Source organism: Streptomyces sp. SLBN-118 (assembly GCF_006715635.1).
GTDB lineage: Bacteria > Actinomycetota > Actinomycetes > Streptomycetales > Streptomycetaceae > Streptomyces.
Genome location: NZ_VFNP01000002.1, coordinates 2,571,497 through 2,588,396, shown reverse-complemented (window position 1 = coordinate 2,588,396; position 16,900 = coordinate 2,571,497). Strand labels below are relative to the sequence as shown.

Genomic DNA, 16,900 nt, shown 5'->3' with positions numbered 1-16,900 from the left:
AGCCGCCCGCCCGGCTGTGCGCTCAGCTGCCGCCCTGACCGCCTCCGCCCCCGGCCTCACCCGCCGGACCTCTGCCGTTGCCGCCGCTCTCCGTGCCGCCGGAACCCGAGCCGCTGCCCGCCGCCGCGCCGGTGAACTTGTCCCGCAGCTTGCCGCCCAGGTCGCCCGCGCCTCCGGCTATGTCGCCGACCAGCTTCATCAGCGGATCCTTGCTGGTGCGGACCGTATCCGCGTAGTGCGATGCGGACTCGCGGAAGGAGTCGGAGACCGATGTGTCCTTGTCCTCCGTACGCCGCGGGTAGTGGCCGTCCACGATCCGCTGGTAGTCGCGGCTCGCGGCCCACTTCTTGAGCTCGGCCGCGCGCACCGTGGTGAACGGGTGCGAGCGGGGCAGCACATTGAGGATCTTCAGTACCGAGTCGCGGAGGTCGCCGCCCGCCTCGTACTCCTCGGCCTGCTCCAGAAAGGCGTCGACGTTCATCTCATGCAGATGGTTGCCACCGGCGATCTTCATCAGGCCGCGCATCGACGCCTGCAGGTCCTGGCCGACCAGCAGTCCGGCGCGGTCCGCCGAGAGTTCCGACTTGCGGAACCACTCGCGCAGCGCCGTGACGATCGCCATGATCGCCAGATTGCCGAGGGGGATCCACGCGATCTTCAGCGCGAGGGTGGTGAGGAACAGCAGGATGGTGCGGTAGACGGCGTGGCCGGAGAGGGCGTGGCCCACCTCGTGCCCGACGACCGCCCGCATCTCCTCCTCGTCGAGGAGCTCCACCAGCCCTGTGGTGACGACGATGATCGGCTCGTCGAGGCCGATGCACATGGCATTGGGCCGCGGGTCCTGGGTGACGTACATCGCGGGGACCTTCTCCAGGTCCAGGATGTAGCAAGCGTCCCTCAGCATGGTGTTGAGATGGGCGAACTGAGCGTCGCTCACCCGCACCGAGTCGGAGAGGAAGAGCAGCCGCAGGCTGCGCTCGGGCAGCAGTCCGCTCAACGCCTTGAAGACGGTGTCGAAGCCGCTGAGTTTGCGCAGCGCGACGAGCGCCGAGCGGTCCGCGGGATGTTCGTATGCTCGTGAGGAGATGCCGGCGAAGCGCTTGCGCTGCCTGCTCGGCACGTTCTCGTGACTGCTTTCGGTCATTCAAGCCCCCTGTTGCGCCTGTTGGTGCGAGTTTGGCTCGTCCCCCTGACGGCCCCCAGCGTAGGTGCTTGGGCCACGGCGTCGCGGGGCTGTGGATAACTGTGGGCAACCCGCAACATGCTCGCCGGGGAAGCCCTTCTCGCCTGGTTCCGGATGCGCGGAGACCGCGGAGACGGCACCGCCGAGCAGGACAACGACTGAGTCGGCGTGAGCGTGCCCGGGCGCCCCGCATACGATGTGCGCGAAGTCTCTCCGCTCCGTCGGAGGCGTCCGATTCCCGAGCTCCGACTCCCGATCGATAGGTCCTGCTGAAGATGAGCCTCACCAGCACCGCCGCCAGCCTGGTCACCCTCGCCGAAGGCGCCGAGCACGGTGGCAACCACGAAAGCCTCAGCCCGTACCTCACCGGTGGTGGCGCGCTCTTCGCGCTGCTCCTGCTGCTGTGGATCACGACGCGCTTCAACCGCGACCGCTGAGCCCGCGGTCGGCGAGTAGGGGCCGTTCCGTGGTGCCAGTAGGCTCTGCACGCATGGGAGAGCAGGAAGTGCCGACCGGTTCCGGTTCCGGCAAGCGCCGACTCGGTGTGATGGGCGGAACGTTCGACCCGATCCACCACGGACACCTGGTGGCCGCCAGTGAGGTGGCCGCCCTGTTCCACCTGGACGAGGTGGTGTTCGTGCCGACCGGGCAGCCGTGGCAGAAGACCCACAAGGCCGTGTCGCCGGCCGAGGACCGGTATCTGATGACGGTCATCGCGACCGCGTCCAACCCGCAGTTCTCGGTCAGCCGCATCGACATCGACCGCGGCGGGCCGACGTACACGATCGATACGCTGCGGGACTTGCGCTCCCTCAACAAGAACGCCGATCTTTTCTTCATCACCGGAGCCGACGCGCTGTCCCAGATCCTCGGCTGGCGGGACGCCGAAGAGCTGTTTTCGCTCGCCCACTTCATCGGTGTGACCCGGCCGGGTCATGATCTGACGGACGACGGGCTGCCCGAGGGCGGCGTCTCCCTGGTGGAGGTTCCGGCGCTGGCGATCTCTTCGACCGACTGCCGGGCGAGGGTCGCGCAGGGCGATCCGGTCTGGTACCTGGTTCCGGACGGTGTGGTGCGCTACATCGACAAGCGCCAGTTGTACCGCGGCGAGTGAGCCACGGAGAGGGGCACCTGTGAACGACCAGCAGAGCCACCCGTACGACCCGTACTACCAGCCGCAGATCATCGGCTACGACGAGTACGGGCAGCCGGTCTATCAGCAGCCCCAGCCGTACGACCCCTACGCGCAGCAGCAACAGCAGCACCCTCAGCAACAGCAGGCTCCCGGCCAGGGATACGGCTACGACCCGTACGCTCAGCAACAGCAACAGCAACAGCAACAGCAGGCGCCGCAGCCGCGCGCCGGCCAGTCCCAGCAGTACGACCAGTACGGCCGTCCGCACCCCCAGCAGGGTCAGGGCCAGCCACAGGGGTACGGCTACGACAGCTACGGCTATGACACCGGCCAGCAGCCGGCCGTCGACACCACCGGGCAGTGGAACATCCCGCCCCGGCCCCCGGCCCCGCCCGCTCAGGCACCCGGGCAGGCAGGGGATCAGACTTCCGTGCCCGGTCCGCGCAGGCCCGCGCCCGATCGTGACTACCGCACCGAGCAGTTCTCCTTCATCGAGGAGCCGGACGAGGACTCCGAAGACGTCATCGACTGGCTGAAGTTCAGCGAGAGCCGCTCCGAGCGGCGCGAGGAGGCCAAGCGCCGCGGCCGCAACCGTGTCGTCGCGCTGTTCGTCGTTCTGGCGCTGGCTCTCGCCGGCGGTGTCGGCTACCTCTGGTACGCGGGAAAGCTGCCCGGTCTCGCGGACGCCGAGAAGAACAACAGCACCGCCACCGGACCGCAGAAGCGGGACGTGATCGTGGTGCATCTGCACAACACCAAGAAGAAGGGCACCTCCACGGCCCTTCTCGTCGACAACGCCACCACCAAGCAGGGCACCACGGTTCTGCTCCCCAACTCCCTCTCCGTCGCGAACGACGACGGCACCGCCACCACCCTTGGCAAGTCCGTCGAGGACGACGGCTCGACGGGCACCCGCGAGGCGATCGGAGCCCTCCTGGGCGCCAAGATCACCGGCACCTGGCGGCTCGACACCCCGTACCTGGAAAATCTCGTCGAGCTGGTCGGCACCATCGACCTGACGACCGACACCGCGGTGCCTGGCGCCAAGAAGGGCGAGGCGCCGCTGGTGAAGAAGGGCGAGAACCAGACGCTCAACGGTCGTGCCGCCGTCGCCTACGCCACCTACCTGGGGCCCGGCGAGGCCGAGGCGAAACAGCTCCAGCGTTTCGGCCAGGTCATGCAGGGCGTCCTCAAGAAGTTCCCGGACGACCCGAAGTCAGCGACCGTCACCGTGGAGACGCTGGCGCAGATCCTCGACCCCTCGCTGCGCGAGAGCGACCTGGGCGCGTCGCTGGCCAAGCTCGCCGAGCACGCCAAGGGCGGCGACTACAAGACGGCGCTGCTGCCGGTCCAGCAGGACGGCACGCTCACCCAGCAGGCCGCCAGTAGTGTGGTCAAGGACATCCTGGGCGGCTCGGTCACCGCGCCGGACAAGGACGCTGCCGTCCGGGTGGGCATCAAGAACGCCACCGGGAACGCCGGGGCCACCGAGAAGGCCCGGATCGACCTGGTCAACGCCGGTTATGCGGTCCTCGACGCCGGCAAGGCGGACGCGCAGTTCTCCTCGAAGATCACCTATGGTGACGACGCGCAGAAGGCCAAGGCGATCGAGGTCGCCAAGACCCTGGGTCTTGCGACGAGCACGGTCAAGAAGGGCACTCCCGCTCCCAATGCCGATGTCTCCGTCGTGCTCGGCCAGGACTTCAAGTCCGGAAGCTCATCAGGCGGCTGATGATCAAGGCTCGATAATCCCGGCAAGGGGTGTCGGTGGTCCGTGAGACCCTTGAGGGGTACCTGACCGCCGACGAAAGCCTGCCTGTGACCGCCACTGATCGCTCCATCGAGCTCGTGAACACCGCCGCCCAGGCGGCTGCCGACCGGCTCGCGCACGACATCATCGCCTACGACGTCAGTGACGTGCTGTCGATCACCGACGCCTTCCTGCTCGCCTCCGCGCCCAACGACCGCCAGGTCAAGTCGATCGTCGACGAGATCGAGGAGCGGCTCAACAAGGAACTCGGAGCCAAGCCGGTGCGCCGCGAGGGCGACCGGGACGCCCGCTGGATCCTGCTCGACTACGTCGACATCGTGGTGCACGTCCAGCACAGCGAGGAGCGTGTCTTCTACGCCCTGGAGCGGCTGTGGAAGGACTGCCCCGAGCTGCCCCTCCCCGAGGACGCCCTGAAGACGCGCGGCAAGGCCGAGGAGCACGCCCGGCTCTCCGGTGACCCGGACGGTGAGCTGAGCTGAACGGCACAGACACCGCAGACAAGCGCGGCACGGGGCGCCGTGTCGTCCTCTGGCGGCACGGCCAGACCTCGTGGAACCTGGAGCGCCGCTTCCAGGGCTCCACGGACATCGCCCTGGCCGAAGCCGGCGTCGCCCAGGCGCGCCGGGCCGCCCGACTGCTCGCCTCCCTCAGGCCCCACGCGATCGTCGCCTCCGACCTCAAGCGGGCCGCAGCCACGGCCGGTGAACTGGCCGGAATCACCGGCCTCGACATCTCCTACGACTCGGCCCTGCGTGAGACCTACGCGGGCGCCTGGCAGGGCCTGACCCACGAGGAGATCCTCGAGCGGCACGGCGAGCAGTACGCCGCCTGGAAGCGCGGTGAGCCCGTGCGCCGGGGCGGCGGTGAGCTGGAGACGGAGGTCGCCGACCGGGCCGCTCCCGTGGTGTTGCACCACGTCGAGAAGCTCCCCGAGGACGGCACGCTCGTCGTGGTCAGCCACGGCGGCACGATCCGTACCACCATCGGCCGGCTGCTCGGCCTGGAGTCCCACCACTGGGAGAGCCTCGGCGGCCTCTCCAACTGCTGCTGGTCGGTGCTCGGCCAGGGCGCGCGCGGCTGGCGGCTGCTGGAGCACAACGCCGGCACGCTGCCGGAACCGGTCCTCGGCGACGACGACTGACCAGCTCCGGGCCCGGCGTTCAGCCCCTCGACCCCGGATTTCACTTTCCGGCAGGTCGCAGGCTAAAGTTCTTCTTGTTCGCAGCGCGGAGCGCGAAGAACACGCGGGGCTATAGCTCAGTTGGTAGAGCGCCTGCATGGCATGCAGGAGGTCAGGAGTTCAATTCTCCTTAGCTCCACAATCCGGATCCCGTCCTCAGCAGAGGGCGGGATTTCGCGTTTCATCAGGGTCGGTGTCCGGCTCGTCGTCATCCGGTCCTCATCGGCCGCGCAGGTCGCGCAGCGCCTCGATCCGCTCCCGGCTCGCCTCGTCGTCCGGGGTGTAGGCGACGATCCGGCACTCCGGCATTCCGTTGATCGACAGCGATACGGACGTCATGCGCACCTCGCCCACGGCCGTGTGGCGGAACGTCTTCACCCGTGGCCCCGGCGGCAGGACATTCCCGCTCTCCCACAGCTCGGTGAAGTAGTCGCTGGAGGCCAAGAGGCGGTGGATGAACGACTCCCAGGCGGGCTCGCCCACATGACGTCCGTACCCGCCGCGCAGCTGCGCCACCATCAACGGCAGCTCCGAGTCCCGGAAGACCAGCGGGCAGTCCGGCTCGGGCAGGATGAAGAGCGTCCACAGCACATTCCGCAGCTCGAACCCCTTCGTGTGATGGCCGGCGAACAGATCGCGATAGCCGGGGTTGGTCGCGAGGACGTCGTAGCGCGCGTTGTACACCACGGCCGGGCGCGGGTCGAGTGCGTCGATGATGCCCTGGATCTCCGGGCCGACGCGCTCCGCGCCCTCCTGCCTGTCCGGTGCGTACGGCACCTCCGCCAGGTGGTACAGATGCTCCCGCTCCGGCTGGTCGAGCCGGAGCGTGCGCGCCACTGCGTCCAGGACCTGGGCGGACGCATTGATCGGACGGCCCTGTTCCAGCCAGGTGTACCAGGTGACGCCGACGCCGGAGAGCTGGGCGACCTCCTCGCGGCGCAGCCCAGGGGTGCGCCGCCGCAGCCCGGGCGGCATGCCCGCGTCGGCGGGCGTCACCCGAGCCCGGCGGCTGCGCAAGAACGCGGCCAGCTCGGGTCTGCGGCGGTGGTGCGTCGCGCCTGCGGTCCTGGTCGTCGCCGTCATCGTGGTCACATCCCCCATGGTCGAGGCCCGCGCCCGTCCTTGCCAGGTGCTGTCAGTACCAGCATCGGTGGGCTCTCGTTACCCGTACTGGAATGCCGTCAGGCTCGCAGCCATGACGACAACCTCTGCGGAAACTCCACTCGTCAGTAAAGACCCAGGCACTGACAACCGGCCACGCCTGCTGCTCGCGATCGTGCTCGCGGCGCAGTTCATGGCGCTCCTCGACACGTTCATCGTCAATGTGGCGGCCCCCACCATCCGCACCGAACTCGACGCCTCCGGCGCCGGGTTGCAGCTGGTCATCGCCGGTTACACCATCTCGTACGCCGTCCTGCTCATCACCGGCGCGCGGCTCGGGGATCTGCTCGGCCACCGACGGGCTTATTTGGGCGGGCTGTTGCTCTTCACGGCCGCCTCGCTCGCTTGCGGACTCGCCGCGGACACCGGCCAGTTGATCGCCTTCAGGCTGGTCCAGGGAGCGGGCGCGGCCCTGATGATTCCCCAGGTGCTCAGCCTGATCCAGCGGAACTTCACTGGCGAGGGACGGGTGCGAGCCCTCGGTGCGTACTCGGCGGTCCTGGCCACCGGAGCCGCCGCCGGGCAGGTCGTGGGCGGTGTGCTGGTCAGCGCCGACCTCTTCGGCGCCAGCTGGCGGCCGGTCTTCCTGGTGAACGTCCCGATCGGCCTCGCACTGCTCGTCCTGGGCGCGCGGATACTGCCCAGGGACCGGCGTGAGGAGCCCGAGCGCGCCCGCGGTCTCGACCTGCCCGGTCTGGTGCTCCTCGCGGGCGCCGTGTCGCTGTTCACGGTGCCGCTGGTGCTCGGGCAGGAGCAGGACTGGCCTGCCTGGTCCTGGCTCTCCCTCGGGGCCTCCGTGATGTTCTTCGGCGCCTTCCTCGCGTACGAGTCACGGCTGGCCGCGCGTGGCGGCGCACCGCTGATCGCCCCGCGAGTGCTGCGCATCACCGGCATGGGCCGCGCGGCGTTGCGGATCACCTTGGTGATGGCGGTGAACGCGGGCTTCCTCTTCACCCTCACCCTGCATGTCCAGGGTGGTCTCGGCCACAGTGCGCTGCGCGCGGGGGTGATGTTCGCGCCGACCGCGGTGATCTTCGGAGTGGTGGGGCTGACCTGGCGGCGCTGGCACGCGGGCCTGCACAAGGCGCTTGTCCCCGGCGGGTTCGCGCTGACCGCTGTCGCCTGTCTCGCGGTCGGCCTTACGCTGCGCGACGGCGGTGACGGCGGGCTGTGGCTGTACCCCGCGTTCATGGGCGTCGGAGCCGGTCTCGCGCTCGCCTACAGCCCCACACTCACCGGCGCGCTCGCGACCGTACGGCAGGAGGACGCCGCGGACGCCAGTGGTCTGCTCGTGACGATCGCGCAGCTGGGACAACTGATCGGAGTCGCCGCATTCGGCACACTCTTCCTGAATCGGCAGACAGTACCTGGGGCGCAGGGGTCGGCTGACGCGCTGTGGGTGTGTGCGCTCGCGCTCGCCGCGGCGTCGATCTTGGGTTCGGTGGCCGGTCTCGTACGCAAACGCCGCTGACCCTCTTGCGTGGCCATGGCAGAATCGGACGGCCGGAGGGGACACCGGCCAGAACGGGAGGGAGAGCACGATGTCCGCCAGCGGGAGCGAGGAGGCCGAGGATGACCTGCTTGCCGGGGCGGAAGTACGAGCTCGTCTCAGCTGCCCGTCCTGCGGATCGACGCATGTCGCCCAAGTCCTCGGCGACAATGGCGGAGTGTCCTACGTGTGCACGGCCTGCGGCCACAGCTGGAGCTGAATGATGGGTGCACACAGGCGTAAATGCGACTGGTGCGGCAGTGGTACGCCCATCGTCCGGGACATGGACCCGATCAATCCCGAGTTCCAGTACTGGTGCGAGGAGTGTGCACGGGCGCTGATCATAAAAGGCGACCCCATCGAGACGTACAGAGAACTCGAAGGGGAGCCGATCTACGGGCGACTGCTCGACGAGCACTGCACTCTGAAACGGTTCTACTCCTTCGCCACGGCGTGACAGGACGGCTCGCGCCGTCGGCGGTGTCCCCTCGGAGTGCCCGTGAGGCCCGGAAACGATTTGGTGAAGCACCGGGGGGACCGTGTAATGTTGTCGACGTCGCCGCGGGGGAAGCCCTCCTGCAGGGCGACATCCTCAAGGGGCTATAGCTCAGTTGGTAGAGCGCCTGCATGGCATGCAGGAGGTCAGGAGTTCAATTCTCCTTAGCTCCACAGAAGCAGTACAGATCACACAGTTCACACAAGGAAGCGGGCCACCCGGATCGGGTGGCCCGCTTCCTCATGTCCCCTGTCCGTCAACCGCGGCCGCTGCCAAGGGCCTTACGGTTGCCGCCGGGCAGTTCCCGCGGGCCGGAGGGCGCGGCGGCCCGCTCGGCGGGCATCTGCTCGATACGCATCGCCAGTGCGGGACACCGGCGTACAGCCCGCTGGGCGCGCCCCTGGAGGTGTACGGGAACGACCGCGTCGGCCACCGAGGGGTAGCCGTCGGGGTTCAGCCGGATCAGTTCCGGAATGATGTCCGCGCACAGCCCGTGGCCCTGGCAGAGCGTCCAGTCGATGAAGACCTTCTCGCTGCTCGGAATCGACTCTTCCGCCTCCTCGTAGCCGGGCAGCGGGAGCGGCAGAACGCCGGTCGTCTCGCGTCCGCAGCCGCCGTGGAGGACATGCGCGGCGAGATCGTCGGTGAAGGCGGACAGGGTCGAGGCGAAGAAGCGTGCCGAGCCGTCGGGGTGCTTGCACGCGCCCCGGCCCTTCACGGCCTGGGTCACCTCGCGCAGCGCCTCCAGGGCGGCCGGCCCGCCGCCGTTGATGACGTCGGACAGGCCGCCGGCCGCGGCGGGAAGGCCCAGCTTGCAGGGGCCGCACTGGCCGGCCGTCTCGGCGGCGAGCCAATTGGCCACTCTCAGGGCCTCACCCAGCGGGCAGGTCTCGGGGCCGATCGGGAGGATCGCTCCCGCGCCCAGCGAGCCGCCCACGGAGGCCAGGGACTCTCTCGAGACGAGCGACTCATGGACGGCGACCGAGTCGATCCAGTTGCCGTGGTAGCCGCCCGTCAGCACGCCCTGGGGGAGCGGCGGGGCGCCCGCCAGCTGCAGCACGTAGCGCAGCGGCACACCCGTGGGGACCTCGACGACCATCGGACGTGCGACCGCCCCGGAGATCGTCAGCATGACCGTGCCCGGCTCGGTGTCCAGGCCGGTGTGGCTGTAGCGGCGTGAGCCGATGCGGGCGCCGATGGCGAGCTGGGCGAACGTCTCCGCGTTGGACAGCAGGGTCGGCGCGCCGCCGACGCCCGTGTCGGAGGCGCGCTCACGGCGGCCCGGTGGCAGCGCGGGGCCGCCGTTGACGGCACGGATCACGGAGGAGGCCTCGCCGGAGACCATGCGCTCCGGGGTACGCACCACCCGCGCTCGCAGCTGCTGTCCGCGCCGGTCGGACAGGCCGCGCTCCGCGAGCGCGGCGCGCATGGAGATCTCCGTGGAGTTGCGGGTGACCGCGACGACCAGAGTGCGCGCACCGAGCGCCTCGGCGGCCAGCAGGGCGCCGTCGAGGATCAGATGGGGGGCGCGGTTGAGCAGCACCGTGTCCTTGCGGCAGGCGGGCTCGCCCTCACTGCCGTTGATCACGACCACGGGCCGAACCCCACGCCGGATGGCGGACTTCGCGACAGCTCTGAGTTTCTGCCCGAAAGGGAAGCCCGCGCCGCCGCGGCCACGCAGGGATATCTCCTCGGCGAGCTGCGCGAGCCGCTCGCCGGTCATCGGTTCAAGAGGGCCGTGCACCTTGAGATGCATGGGGAGGTCGAGTCGTTCGACGAGGTCGAACCCCTGCGTCAGCTGGGGAAGGCCGACGACTCGGACCTCGGGGACATCGGGGAGGGGGGTGTTCACGGTCAGTCTCCTGCGGGCGCGTTCCAGGGCTCTCCCGCCGGAGGCGGAAAGAGGGGTCCGGGCATTGGCGCTGTGTCTTCGTAGCCACCGGCAGTGCCGGATTGGTACGGGGAGGGGGGTTCTTGGTACGCGGAGGGTTCGTAAGGGGACGGTGTGTCGTACAAGGCTGTGTCGTACGGGGCTGTGCCGTACGAGGGGGAGGTAGGTGCTTCGTACACGGGAGGGGGCTCGTAAGCCGAAGGAGCGGGGGGCTCGGACGGCTCGGCGAAGGCCTGCGCGGGAGGCGGCGGCGAGGGGGCCGGCCACATGCCCGGCCTGGGGCCCGACTCCGTGATGACGGGGATCTCCTCGGTCATCGGGATGCGCTCGGCCAGAGGGGCCGCCTGGTCGGCTGCGAGGGACACCGCGCGGTACGCGGCGGAGATCCCCGTACCGGGGCCCATGCCGCCACCTGCGGTCCTCTCGGCGGGCGCTTCCGCGATCGGGGGCGGAGGCGCTTCGTAGAGCTGGGGCGAGGGGGCGGCGAGCCGCCGGGGCTGCGCTCGTGAGCCGAAGGGGTCGAGCGGGACCTCGCGCTGGAACTCTGCCTCGTACGGGCGCTGTGAGGGAATGCCGTTCATGCCGTTGAGTCCGGCCGGTGCGGTCACTCCGCTCGCGCCGGGGAGCGGAGAGGCGTTCAGATCGCGCAGTGCCCTCTCCTCTGCGCCCTGCCTGTCGTCGGCAGAGCCGACTATCGAAAGGATCTTGGCGGCGAGACGCCGTTTCGTCGGTCGCGGAAGCATCCGTACGGCGACGGCCGCGGCGACGGCGGTGAGCGTCAGGCAGTACATGGTGACCACCCACGTCGCGGCCGGCCGGCCGGTGTACAGCCCGTGCACAAGGGCGAAGCACCAGGCCGGGTAGGCCAGCATGTGGAGTGGCCGCCAGCGGCCCGCCACCTTGACGTTGGCCGCGAGGGCGCTGCGCAGCGCGCCGGTCGTGGCGGCGATCACCATCAGGAATCCGGCCAGCGAGCCGAAGCCGATCAGGCTGGACGTCCCGGTGACGCCGAGTCCGAACGGGACCAGGGCGCCGATGAGTTCGACATGCCCCAGCGACACCTTCACGGTCGCGTGCAGCAACAGGAAGCCGAGTGAGGCCACCGCGGTGCCGCGGTGGATGCCCTGCGCGAGGAGGCGGTGGCGCGTGGAGAGCAGCAGCCGGTCGGTGGCGATCAGGCCCCACGCCACGGAGGCGGTCAGGGACACCAGGGACAGGACCCCGGTCGTGAAGTCGAGCGCGGCGCGAAAGTCGTCGCTCCCTCCAACGGCGAGCAGGGGTATGAGTACCAACGCCGCAGCGGTCAGGCCGCCTTGGACCTGGCGACTGAGCCCGGGGCCCGGCGCTGGCGACGAACGGCTTTTGCGATGAGGGTTCATGGGGCGACTCCGAATGGTGCGGGAAATGCGGTCCCGTTCACGCATGCTAGGTCGACCCATACCAAGTGGTCTGAGGTTTGCGCGTTTAGAGAGCGGAACCACAGTCAACTGACTCTGGGGTTGCCCCGGATAGGCCCGATACGCGGAGTAACTTGAGCGGATTGCTGGCATTGGCCTATGCCAATCGGATGTGCGCGCGGGCTCGAGGCCGGGGTGCGCCGGGGGCGCGCGAGCGCGGACGAGATCATTCCGGGGTTCGGCGGGGAAACAGTGGGTGTCATGTGCGGGGTGTGCGCGTGGGTTCGGTGGGGGAAGTGTGCAGACGCGCTGTTCGTGCCGCCCGGATCTCCCGGGTCGGGTATCGGAGTCGTCCGGTCACCCCTCGCGACCGGCGCCATGCGACCGGTTCGCTCGCTGCGGTACCCTGACGCCATGCGTGCCGTACGCCTTCTGCTTAGCGAGCCGCGCTGATCAGTCCCGACGGATGAAAGATCCGGTCGGAATCGGCGCGGCGTCCCCTCCTGTGCGAGGGGCTTTTTCGTTTTGGATTCCGCTGGCAGAGACGAATCGATGGAGCTTCAAGGATCATGAGCGAGATGAATTCAGCTGCAGAGGTGGCCGCAGCGCACCGCTATACGGCTGCCATGGCGGCCGACATCGAGGCACGCTGGCAGGACTTCTGGGAAGCCGAGGGCACGTACGAAGCGCCGAACCCGAGCGGTGACCTGGCCGGTGACCCGGTTCTGGCGGCAAGGCCCAAGAAGTTCGTCATGGACATGTTCCCGTACCCCTCGGGCGCCGGTCTGCACGTCGGACACCCCCTGGGCTACATCGCCACCGACGTGTTCGCCCGCCACCAGCGCATGACCGGGCACAACGTCCTGCACACGCTGGGCTTCGATGCCTTCGGCCTGCCCGCCGAGCAGCACGCGGTCGCCACCGGCACGCACCCGCGGGTCTCCACCGAGGCCGCCATGGAGAACATGAAGCGGCAGCTGCGCCGGCTGGGCCTGGGCCACGACCAGCGCCGGTCGATCGCGACGATCGACCCCGAGTACTACAAGTGGACCCAGTGGATCTTCTTGCAGATCTTCAACTCCTGGTACGACGAGGACGCGCAGAAGGCCCGTCCGATCGACGAACTGGTCGCGCAGTTCGACAGCGGTGAGCGTGCCGTGCCGGGCTCCACGCGCGCGTGGAGCGAACTGAGCGCCGTCGAGCGCGCCGACGTACTGAGCGGCTACCGGCTGGCGTATGCCTCCGACGCGCCCGTCAACTGGTGCCCGGGCCTGGGCACAGTACTGGCGAACGAGGAAGTCACCGCCGACGGACGTTCCGAGCGCGGCAACTTCCCCGTCTTCAAGGCGAAGCTGCGCCAGTGGAACATGCGCATCACCGCCTACGCCGACCGGCTGCTGGACGATCTGGACGGCCTGGACTGGCCCGAGGCGATCAAGCTGCAGCAGCGCAACTGGATCGGCCGCAGCGAGGGCGCACGCGTCCACTTCTCCGTCGACGGCCACGACGACGCGCCGATCACCGTCTTCACCACCCGGCCCGACACGCTGTTCGGCGCCACCTACATGGTGCTGGCGCCCGAGCACGGCCTGATCGACTCCATCATTCCGGCCGAGTGGCCCGAGGGCGTCAAGAAGCAGTGGACGGGCGGCGCGGCCACTCCCGCGGAGGCGGTCGCCGCCTACCGCAAGCAGGCCCAGACGAAGAGTGATGTCGAGCGGCAGACCGAGCACAAGGACAAGACCGGTGTCTTCACCGGAGCCCATGCCCTGAACCCGGTCACCGGCGAGAAGATCCCGGTCTTCGTCGCCGACTATGTGCTGATGGGCTACGGCACGGGCGCGATCATGGCCGTCCCCGGTCAGGACGAGCGCGACTGGGAGTTCGCCGAGGCCTTCGATCTGCCCATCATCCGTACCGTCCAGCCCCCCGAGGGCTGGGAGGGCGAGGCCTTCACCGGCCAGGGCCCCGCGATCAACTCCTCCAACGACGAGATCTCGCTGGACGGCCTGGCGGTCGCCGAGGCCAAGGCGAAGATCACCGAGTGGCTGACCGGTCGTGGCATCGGCGAGGGGACCGTCAACTTCCGGCTGCGCGACTGGCTGTTCAGCCGGCAGCGGTACTGGGGCGAGCCCTTCCCGATCGTGTACGACGAGGACGGCGTCGCGCACGCTCTGCCCGAATCGATGCTGCCGCTGGAACTGCCCGAGGTCGACGACTACTCGCCTCGTACGTTCGACCCGGACGACGCCGACACCCAGCCCGAGACTCCCCTGTCGCGCAACGAGGACTGGGTCGACGTCGAGCTGGACCTGGGCGACGGCGTCAGGCGCTACCGCCGCGAGACCAACACCATGCCCAACTGGGCCGGTTCCTGCTGGTACGAGCTGCGCTACCTGGACCCGCACAACAGCCACAAGCCGGTCGACCCCGAGATCGAGCAGTACTGGATGGGGCCGCGCGAGGGCCTGCCGCACGGCGGCGTCGACCTGTACGTGGGCGGCGCCGAGCACGCCGTACTGCACCTGCTGTACGCCCGGTTCTGGTCGAAGGTGCTGTTCGACCTGGGGCACGTCTCCTCGGTCGAGCCGTTCCACAAGCTGTACAACCAGGGCATGATCCAGGCGTACGTCTTCCGGGACAGCCGCGGCTTCCCGGTGACGGCTGCCGAGGTCGAGGAGCGGGACGGGCAGTTCTTCTTCCATGGCGAGCCCGTCAAGCGCGAGCTGGGCAAGATGGGCAAGTCCCTGAAGAACGCAGTCACTCCGGACGAGATCTGCGCCGAGTACGGCGCGGACACGCTGCGTCTGTACGAGATGGCGATGGGTCCCCTGGATGTCTCGCGGCCGTGGGACACCCGGGCCGTTGTCGGTCAGTACCGGCTGCTGCAGCGGCTGTGGCGCAACATCGTCGACGAGGCGACCGGTGAGATCACGGTCGTCGACACCGAGGCCGACGAGCCGACCCTGCGCGCGCTCCACAAGGCGATCGACGGCGCCGGACAGGACCTGGCCGCGCTGCGCTTCAACACCGCCATCGCCAAGATCACCGAGCTGAACAACCACCTGACCAAGGTGGGCGGCCCGCTGTCGCGCAGCGTGGCGGAGCGGCTGGTGCTGCTGATCGCTCCGCTGGCCCCGCACATCGCCGAGGAGCTGTGGCACCGGCTGGGCCACGGCGACTCGGTCGTGCACCAGGACTTCCCGGTCGCCGACCCGGCCTATGTCGTGGACGAGTCCGTGACCTGCGTGGTGCAGATCAAGGGCAAGGTCAGGGCGCGGCTGGAGGTCTCCCCGTCGGTTTCGGACGCGGAACTGGAGTCGCTGGCGCTGGGTGATGCGGCGGTCGTCGCGGCGCTGGGCGGCGCGGAGATCCGCAAGGTGATCGTGCGGGCGCCGAAGCTGGTCAACATCGTCCCCGCGTAGCGCAGGGCCGGTTTACGGCAGGGGTTTCCCCTACGGGCAGGTTGGGGGTTCCGGTGGAACCCGCGGCCTGCCCGTTCCGTTTACCGTGGAGGGACAACAGCCGATGCCGGAGGGGCGCTCATGGAAGCCGCGATTCTGATATTGGCGCTGCTTTTCGTCGCCTTGGTGACGTTGGGGGTGTATGTCAGCGTGAAGGCCATCGGCGCGGCCAAGCGAGGCGTGGAGCGCACCGTCACGCAGGCGCGCCGCACCGTCGAGGAGACGACGCTGCGCGCGAAGAGCTACGGCCAGGGCGGGGTCGTCGGCGAGCTGGCACAGCTGCGGCTTTCACTGCGTACGTCGATGAGGGCGACGCAGGACGCGCTGCACGCCGGGGTGGCCGAGGACGCCTCGCTGTCCGAGTCGATGAGCCTGTTCCAGCGGCTGAGTGCCCACGGACATGAGCTCGACGACGAGCTGAAGCGACTGGAGCGAGAGCCGGACCGTGCGACGGTGGCGTCGCTGCTGCCCGGGCTGCGCGAACGTACGGAGCGGATCACGCGCTCGGCCGAGTCGCTGCGGTGGGCGGCGCGGGACCGGGCACGGAAGTTCGCCGACGACGATCTGGACGCGCTGAGCACACAGATCGATGTGGAGGCGGGAGCGCTGCGGCACTGGTCGGAGGCGGCGGGGCCGGAGGCTGCGGCGGCTTCGTGGCCGGAGGCCGGGGCCGGGCCGGGACAGACCGTGGCTGAGCCGCCGCAGGCGATCACGGCGCCCGATCCCCGGCAGCAGCCCTCCTACCCGTGGCAGAAGACAGCCCGTCCGGAGACCTCGAACTGAACCACCAGACAAGCGACGCGATCAACGACGAGGGCCCGGGCTGCCGTACGGCCGCCCCTGCGGGTAACCTCCCGCTCATGTCCCGCCATGTCGCGATCGTCACCGATTCAACGGCCTACCTGCCGCCGCCGACGATGGAGCGCCACGGCATCATCGCGGTGCCGCTGACCGTCGTACTTGGCGACCAGGCGCTGGAGGAGGGCACCGAGATCTCGGCCCGCTCGCTGGCGCTCGCATTGCAGAAGCGACGCCCGGTGACCACGTCCAGGCCGAGCCCCGAGGTGTTCGCCGAGGCGTACCGCGTGCGAGCGGAGGCCGGGGCGACGGGGATCGTCTCGCTGCATCTGTCGGGTGAGATCTCCGGGACATACGACTCGGCCGTGCTGGCGGCCAAGGACGCGCCGGTGCCGGTGCGGGTGGTGGACACCGGGATGGTCGCCATGGCCCTGGGGTTCTGCGCACTCGCCGCCGCAGAGACCGTGGAGGGGGGCGGCACGCTGGACGAGGCGGTGGCCGCCGCGGAGAAGCGCGCCGCTGGAACGTCGGCCTACTTCTACGTCGACACCCTGGACTATCTGCGCCGTGGCGGCCGGATCGGGGCCGCTCAGGCACTGCTGGGCTCGGCGCTCGCCGTGAAGCCGCTGCTCCAGCTGGACGGCGGCCGGATCGAGCTGCTGGAGAAGGTGCGTACGGCCTCGAAGGCGATCGCCCGGCTGGAGGAGATCGTCGTCGACCGGGCGGGCACGAGCAGCGTCGACATCGCCGTGCACCATCTCGCCGCGCCGGAGCGGGCGGCGGCCCTGGCGGAGCGCCTGCGGGAGCGGGTCCCGGGCCTTGTGGACCTGCATGTGAGCGAGGTGGGCGCGGTGATCGGGGCGCATACGGGACCAGGGCTGCTGGGGGCTGTTGTCTCGCCTCGATGAGGTGCTGCCGACGCCCTTGTGGGTGAC

The 16,900-nt window shown here is 69.4% G+C and carries 15 protein-coding genes and 2 tRNA genes; 13 read left to right on the top strand and 4 right to left on the bottom strand.

Annotated elements, in window-relative coordinates:
- Positions 1-22: 22 nt before the first annotated feature.
- Positions 23-1,144 carry a M48 family metallopeptidase gene (locus tag FBY35_RS30260; protein ID WP_142217124.1) on the bottom strand — a complete coding sequence of 374 codons (1,122 nt, stop codon included), beginning with the start codon at positions 1,142-1,144 and terminating at the stop codon, positions 23-25.
- Positions 1,145-1,458: 314 nt separating this feature from the next.
- Here FBY35_RS30260 and FBY35_RS36530 point away from each other — a divergent pair, with 314 nt between their 5' ends.
- The 6 genes from FBY35_RS36530 to FBY35_RS30235 all read left to right on the top strand — a co-directional run bounded on the left by FBY35_RS36530 (position 1,459) and on the right by FBY35_RS30235 (position 5,408).
- A complete protein-coding gene (locus tag FBY35_RS36530; RefSeq protein WP_186357104.1) occupies positions 1,459-1,620 on the top strand; it encodes a hypothetical protein in 162 nt (53 codons plus the stop codon).
- A gap of 53 nt (positions 1,621-1,673) precedes the next feature.
- Complete coding sequence (gene nadD, locus FBY35_RS30255) at positions 1,674-2,297, top strand: nicotinate-nucleotide adenylyltransferase (RefSeq protein WP_142217123.1); 624 nt, start codon at positions 1,674-1,676, stop codon at positions 2,295-2,297.
- A gap of 19 nt (positions 2,298-2,316) precedes the next feature.
- Positions 2,317-4,050, top strand: a complete 1,734-nt coding sequence (locus FBY35_RS30250; RefSeq protein ID WP_142217122.1) for an LCP family protein — start codon at positions 2,317-2,319, stop codon at positions 4,048-4,050.
- Positions 4,051-4,136: 86 nt separating this feature from the next.
- Complete coding sequence (rsfS, locus tag FBY35_RS30245) at positions 4,137-4,568, top strand: ribosome silencing factor (protein ID WP_142218245.1); 432 nt, start codon at positions 4,137-4,139, stop codon at positions 4,566-4,568.
- Positions 4,565-5,230, top strand: coding sequence for a histidine phosphatase family protein (locus tag FBY35_RS30240; RefSeq protein WP_142217121.1), 666 nt, complete (start codon positions 4,565-4,567; stop codon positions 5,228-5,230). Before rsfS ends, FBY35_RS30240 begins: the two co-directional genes overlap by 4 nt.
- A 105-nt stretch (positions 5,231-5,335) precedes the next feature.
- A tRNA-Ala gene (locus tag FBY35_RS30235) sits at positions 5,336-5,408 on the top strand.
- An 80-nt stretch (positions 5,409-5,488) separates the two neighbouring features.
- Here FBY35_RS30235 and FBY35_RS30230 read toward each other — a convergent pair.
- The gene (locus FBY35_RS30230; RefSeq protein WP_142217120.1) at positions 5,489-6,370 is read right to left on the bottom strand and encodes a helix-turn-helix transcriptional regulator; all 882 of its coding nucleotides are present in this window, start codon (positions 6,368-6,370) and stop codon (positions 5,489-5,491) included.
- 94 nt (positions 6,371-6,464) lie between these two features.
- On the opposite strand from FBY35_RS30230, the gene FBY35_RS30225 reads away from it, so the two are divergent.
- The 4 genes from FBY35_RS30225 to FBY35_RS30215 all read left to right on the top strand — a co-directional run bounded on the left by FBY35_RS30225 (position 6,465) and on the right by FBY35_RS30215 (position 8,588).
- On the top strand, positions 6,465-7,901 hold the full coding sequence (locus FBY35_RS30225; RefSeq protein WP_142217119.1) for an MFS transporter: 1,437 nt from the start codon (positions 6,465-6,467) through the stop codon (positions 7,899-7,901).
- Between the two features lie 70 nt (positions 7,902-7,971).
- Positions 7,972-8,139, top strand: coding sequence for a hypothetical protein (locus tag FBY35_RS36525; protein WP_186357103.1), 168 nt, complete (start codon positions 7,972-7,974; stop codon positions 8,137-8,139).
- A 3-nt stretch (positions 8,140-8,142) separates the two neighbouring features.
- Positions 8,143-8,376 carry a hypothetical protein gene (locus FBY35_RS30220; protein ID WP_028797521.1) on the top strand — a complete coding sequence of 78 codons (234 nt, stop codon included), beginning with the start codon at positions 8,143-8,145 and terminating at the stop codon, positions 8,374-8,376.
- Between the two features lie 139 nt (positions 8,377-8,515).
- Positions 8,516-8,588: transfer RNA gene (locus FBY35_RS30215), tRNA-Ala, on the top strand.
- 83 nt (positions 8,589-8,671) lie between these two features.
- Here FBY35_RS30215 and FBY35_RS30210 read toward each other — a convergent pair.
- Together FBY35_RS30210 and FBY35_RS30205 are read right to left on the bottom strand one after the other, a co-directional pair.
- A complete protein-coding gene (locus FBY35_RS30210; RefSeq protein WP_142217118.1) occupies positions 8,672-10,267 on the bottom strand; it encodes an NADH-quinone oxidoreductase subunit NuoF family protein in 1,596 nt (531 codons plus the stop codon).
- A gap of 2 nt (positions 10,268-10,269) precedes the next feature.
- Entirely contained in the window at positions 10,270-11,685 is a 1,416-nt protein-coding gene (locus FBY35_RS30205; protein ID WP_142217117.1) for a hypothetical protein, read from the bottom strand.
- 587 nt (positions 11,686-12,272) lie between these two features.
- Here FBY35_RS30205 and leuS point away from each other — a divergent pair.
- The 3 genes from leuS to FBY35_RS30190 all read left to right on the top strand — a co-directional run bounded on the left by leuS (position 12,273) and on the right by FBY35_RS30190 (position 16,873).
- Positions 12,273-15,128 carry a leucine--tRNA ligase gene (leuS, locus tag FBY35_RS30200; RefSeq protein ID WP_142217116.1) on the top strand — a complete coding sequence of 952 codons (2,856 nt, stop codon included), beginning with the start codon at positions 12,273-12,275 and terminating at the stop codon, positions 15,126-15,128.
- A gap of 120 nt (positions 15,129-15,248) precedes the next feature.
- The gene (locus FBY35_RS30195; RefSeq protein ID WP_142217115.1) at positions 15,249-15,950 is read left to right on the top strand and encodes a hypothetical protein; all 702 of its coding nucleotides are present in this window, start codon (positions 15,249-15,251) and stop codon (positions 15,948-15,950) included.
- A 77-nt stretch (positions 15,951-16,027) separates the two neighbouring features.
- Complete coding sequence (locus FBY35_RS30190) at positions 16,028-16,873, top strand: DegV family protein (RefSeq protein ID WP_142218244.1); 846 nt, start codon at positions 16,028-16,030, stop codon at positions 16,871-16,873.
- Positions 16,874-16,900 lie beyond the last annotated feature (27 nt).

Bases quoted from the DNA above. Each gene is read 5' to 3' on its own strand.
- FBY35_RS30260 (WP_142217124.1), bottom strand. From the start codon at position 1,144: ATGACCGAAAGCAGTCACGAGAACGTGCCGAGCAGGCAGCGCAAGCGC.
- FBY35_RS36530 (WP_186357104.1), top strand. From the start codon at position 1,459: ATGAGCCTCACCAGCACCGCCGCCAGCCTGGTCACCCTCGCCGAAGGC.
- nadD (WP_142217123.1), top strand. From the start codon at position 1,674: ATGGGAGAGCAGGAAGTGCCGACCGGTTCCGGTTCCGGCAAGCGCCGA.
- FBY35_RS30230 (WP_142217120.1), bottom strand. From the start codon at position 6,370: ATGGGGGATGTGACCACGATGACGGCGACGACCAGGACCGCAGGCGCG.
- FBY35_RS30225 (WP_142217119.1), top strand. From the start codon at position 6,465: ATGACGACAACCTCTGCGGAAACTCCACTCGTCAGTAAAGACCCAGGC.
- FBY35_RS36525 (WP_186357103.1), top strand. From the start codon at position 7,972: ATGTCCGCCAGCGGGAGCGAGGAGGCCGAGGATGACCTGCTTGCCGGG.
- FBY35_RS30220 (WP_028797521.1), top strand. From the start codon at position 8,143: ATGGGTGCACACAGGCGTAAATGCGACTGGTGCGGCAGTGGTACGCCC.
- FBY35_RS30205 (WP_142217117.1), bottom strand. From the start codon at position 11,685: ATGAACCCTCATCGCAAAAGCCGTTCGTCGCCAGCGCCGGGCCCCGGG.
- leuS (WP_142217116.1), top strand. From the start codon at position 12,273: ATGAGCGAGATGAATTCAGCTGCAGAGGTGGCCGCAGCGCACCGCTAT.
- FBY35_RS30195 (WP_142217115.1), top strand. From the start codon at position 15,249: ATGGAAGCCGCGATTCTGATATTGGCGCTGCTTTTCGTCGCCTTGGTG.
- FBY35_RS30190 (WP_142218244.1), top strand. From the start codon at position 16,028: ATGTCCCGCCATGTCGCGATCGTCACCGATTCAACGGCCTACCTGCCG.